Below are 3,869 nucleotides of genomic sequence, written 5' to 3'. Positions count from 1 at the left end.
GGCCATGAGCTCTCGCAACAATAAACTGAGCGGCTTAGAAAAACAAAAAGCCCCTTTTTTAGCAAAAGTGATGAACCAATTAGCGATAAATGTGCAAGCGCAGAAAACTGAACTTTCAATATTAATCGATGATGCGTCAAGCGATCTTAATAACGCCGGTTTTAATACCGATGCGATTCATATTGTCGATGCTCAAACGTTGCAGGCAGTGAATTGTCATAGTAAGGAAGCGGTTATTTTAATGGCGGCTTTCTTAGGGGAAACACGTTTAATTGATAATAAAATAGTGATCTTGAATCATTCGGAAACAAAAATTCAAGTTTAACTTCTTAGCGTTGCGTCCCTGTTTAATCAATACGTCATTTACCCTTAATGTTATAAATTTGACTTTCATCAAAGCCCGCTATAACTCAGCCTATTGGAGTCGGGTTTAATTTGCACCATTAAGGATTTTACTTTATAGTCGCCCTGTTGAAAAAAACAGCGGTTCCTTACCAGAAAAAAGGTTTTTTGTATGAACAAAACAATGCTTACAGGCAAACTCCACCAAGCGAGAGTAACGCACGCCGAACTAAATTATGAAGGTTCATGCGCTATCGATCAAGACCTCCTTGAGCAGGCTGGTATTCTAGAATACGAGCAGATTGAAATTTACAATATCGAAAATGGTGCACGCTTTTCAACCTACGCTATTACCGGCGAACGTGGTTCAAAAATCATCTCGGTTAATGGCGCCGCGGCGCGTCTGGCAGCGGTAGGCGATCGCGTGATAATCTGTACCTACGGGAGTTTAAATGCAGCGGAAATTGTAAATCATAAACCAAGCTTAGTGTATTTAGATGCGCAAAATAACATTGTACGTACGAGTAAAGACGTACCAGTACAAGTTGCTTAATCGCAACCATAAAACTGCAAAAATGGAATCCGATAATAGTTAACTTTTATCGGATTTTTTTTGTTTAAAATCAGGTAATTAATGTTTCTATTAGAGAGCCAGTTAGCGCAAAAAATTGTAAATCGCACTATGGGGATCACTGACAACAATATTAATGTGATGAATCAGTCTGGTATTATTATTGGTAGTGGTGATAAAAATCGCATCTCTAAAATTCATGATGGTGCACTGCTCGCTCTGCAACGGCGTGAAACTGTGGAGGTCACAGAGGAGAGCAGTAAAGCATTAAAAGGCGTTAAATCCGGCATTAATTTAATATTGAAACAATCTGAGCAGATTATTGGTGTTATTGGTATTACCGGCGATCCCAATAAAATTCGCAATTACGCAAAACTAGTCAAAATGGCGGCAGAGATGATCGTTGAACAGGCTAATCTTACCGAACAACTTCAGTGGGATAGGCGCCATAGAGAAGAGTTTATTAGCACTTGGATAACAGGTGACATGAAAAAAAATGAACTGCTTGATTGGGGGCAGCGATTAGATATCAATATTTCATCCCCCCGTGTGGCAGCTATCATTCGCTTTAGGGATAGCAGTCACCCAATGAGTCTGCATGCTATTCGCAGAGTGGTTGAACTACTCGAATACCCTTACAGAGATAATTTAGTCGCTGTACTGTCAATGAATGAGATCGTTGTTCTCAAACCAGCCACTTTTTACCAGGGAGAGTGGAATAGTGATGAAGAGAGTAAACGCATTGACCGACTATTGATACGCTTAAAACAATATGAGATCACCGATATTGATATCGCATTAGGTCACTATTTTACTGGCGACCAACAAGTCCCCCTCTCTTTTCAAAGCGCTCAATTAACATTGCAAGCAGGCTTAAATAACAACAGTAAAAAAAATAAACATTTATATGATGAGCTACGCCTGCCCGTTTTATTATCTCCCTTACGCACATCTTGGCAAGCAGAGCAGATAGGCAAAGCTTTTGAACAGTTGCAGGCTGAAGATAAAAATGGACAATTAGTAAAAACATTAAACGCACTTTTTCAGTATCACAACTCGTTAAACGAGTGCGCAAAATATTTGTATATACACCGCAACACCCTACGCTATCGTATAAAAAAAATTCGACAAATAACTAAGCTGGATCCTGAGAAGTTAGATGGGTTATTAGAGTTGTATGTTGGTTTTCAACTGAAAAAAGGTTCTAAATAGATAGCGCTTTCCTAACATGGCTATTTAGAACCTCTTTTGTTGTGCAAACGCACAAAAAAAAGCATAAAATTCACTTGATATTTGTTCTCTTGCCTAACGATATTTAAACGTTATCAATAGATAATATTCCCCAGATCTGATGCATTCTGCATTGGAAAATAAACGGATATATTATGAGCCTAATATTTATCTTGATCGGAGTAATAGCATTTATTGTTGTTGCGACCACAAAATTTAAGCTGCACCCTTTTCTTGCCTTACTGCTATCAGCCTTTATTGCTGCTTTTGCTTACGGCTTGCCCTCCTCAGAAATTACACAAGTAATTGCTAACGGCTTTGGCGGTATCTTAGGTTATATCGGTTTAGTGATTGTACTCGGTACTATCATAGGTATTATTTTAGAAAAAAGTGGCGCGGCGATCACTATGGCAGAATGGGTTATCAAAGTATTAGGCGAACGATTCCCCACACTTACCATGACCATTATCGGTTATATCGTTTCCATCCCGGTCTTTTGTGATTCAGGTTTTGTTATTTTAAACTCGCTACGTGAATCACTCGCAACACGCATGAAAACCTCGGGTGTCGCAATGAGTGTCGCACTCGCTGCCGGTTTATATGCAGCTCATACTTTTATTCCACCCACACCCGGTCCAATCGCCGCCGCGGGTAACTTAGGGTTGGAATCAAACTTAGGTTTAGTTATTTTAGTGGGTTCCTTTGTTGCTGCAGGTGCCGCATTAGCAGGAACGCTATGGGCAAACCGCTTTAAAAATGTGCAACCTGATGTTATCTCCGAACTGGATGAACACAAAACGGATCAATCTTGGCAGGAGCTTAAAGCCTCATACGGTACACTGCCAACTGCAGGCCAGGCATTTGCGCCTATTTTTGTACCGATTTTATTGATCTGTTTTTCATCGATTGCAAAATTTCCAAGTTTACCATTAGGTGACGGCACTTTTTTTGATATTTTCGTTTTCCTTGGACAACCCATCACAGCGCTGCTGATTGGTCTTTTCTTAGCATTACGCCTATTAAAATCAGACGATAAAATTGCAGAGTTGGGAGACCGTGTTAGCCATGGCATTATCGTTGCGTCACCTATTCTGCTTATCACAGGTGCCGGTGGTGCATTTGGCGCAGTATTAAAAGCAACAGCATTAGGTGATTATTTAGGTGCAACACTCTCAGGTCTTGGCATCGGTATCTTTATGCCCTTTATTGTCGCGGCTGCACTTAAGTCTGCACAGGGTTCATCAACCGTGGCCTTAGTCACAACATCTGCCTTGGTTGCTCCTTTACTTGTACAGCTTGGATTAGATTCTGAAATGGGCCGTGTATTAACAGTAATGGCTATTGGCGCAGGTGCGATGACAGTTTCACATGCAAATGATAGCTTCTTCTGGGTGGTTTCACAGTTCAGCCGCATGTCAGTAGGATTAGCTTACCGCGCACAAACCATGGCAACGTTAATACAAGGTGTTACTGCAATTACCATCGTTTACCTGTTAAGCCTAATACTGCTTTAAACTTGGAATATTTATGAAAATTGTTATCGCACCAGATTCCTATAAAGAGAGCTTAACGGCAAAACAAGTCTGTCATGCCATTGAGACGGGGTTTAAACGTGTTTTACCTAATGCAACCTATATTAGTGTGCCCGTCGCAGATGGTGGAGAAGGCACAGTACAATCACTGGTTGATGCAACTCAAGGACGTATTGTAAAGACGAAAGTGACAG

General features: G+C 40.6%; 5 protein-coding genes. All 5 read left to right on the top strand.

Annotated features, from left to right (window positions below; translation table 11 throughout):
* On the top strand, positions 1-325 hold a 325-nt coding region (locus tag ACJAT7_RS18430; RefSeq protein WP_415228254.1), incomplete at its 5' end, for a pantoate--beta-alanine ligase.
* Positions 326-514: 189 nt separating this feature from the next.
* Complete coding sequence (gene panD / locus ACJAT7_RS18425) at positions 515-895, top strand: aspartate 1-decarboxylase (RefSeq protein WP_415228253.1); 381 nt, start codon at positions 515-517, stop codon at positions 893-895.
* A gap of 81 nt (positions 896-976) precedes the next feature.
* Entirely contained in the window at positions 977-2,125 is a 1,149-nt protein-coding gene (locus ACJAT7_RS18420) for a sugar diacid recognition domain-containing protein (protein WP_415228252.1), read from the top strand.
* Between the two features lie 173 nt (positions 2,126-2,298).
* Positions 2,299-3,657, top strand: coding sequence for a GntP family permease (locus tag ACJAT7_RS18415; RefSeq protein WP_415228251.1), 1,359 nt, complete (start codon positions 2,299-2,301; stop codon positions 3,655-3,657).
* A 13-nt stretch (positions 3,658-3,670) separates the two neighbouring features.
* On the top strand, positions 3,671-3,869 hold a 199-nt coding region (locus ACJAT7_RS18410; protein ID WP_415228250.1), incomplete at its 3' end, for a glycerate kinase.

Source organism: Psychromonas sp. (genome assembly GCF_047632995.1).
In the GTDB taxonomy this organism is placed as follows: Bacteria; Pseudomonadota; Gammaproteobacteria; order Enterobacterales; family Psychromonadaceae; genus Psychromonas.
Note: the sequence above shows the minus strand (reverse complement) of the source record. Positions and strands in the feature narration are given on the sequence as shown.

Excerpts from the sequence above, each read along its gene's own strand:
- panD (WP_415228253.1), top strand. The coding sequence starts at position 515 with ATGAACAAAACAATGCTTACAGGCAAACTCCACCAAGCGAGAGTAACG.
- ACJAT7_RS18420 (WP_415228252.1), top strand. The coding sequence starts at position 977 with ATGTTTCTATTAGAGAGCCAGTTAGCGCAAAAAATTGTAAATCGCACT.
- ACJAT7_RS18415 (WP_415228251.1), top strand. The coding sequence starts at position 2,299 with ATGAGCCTAATATTTATCTTGATCGGAGTAATAGCATTTATTGTTGTT.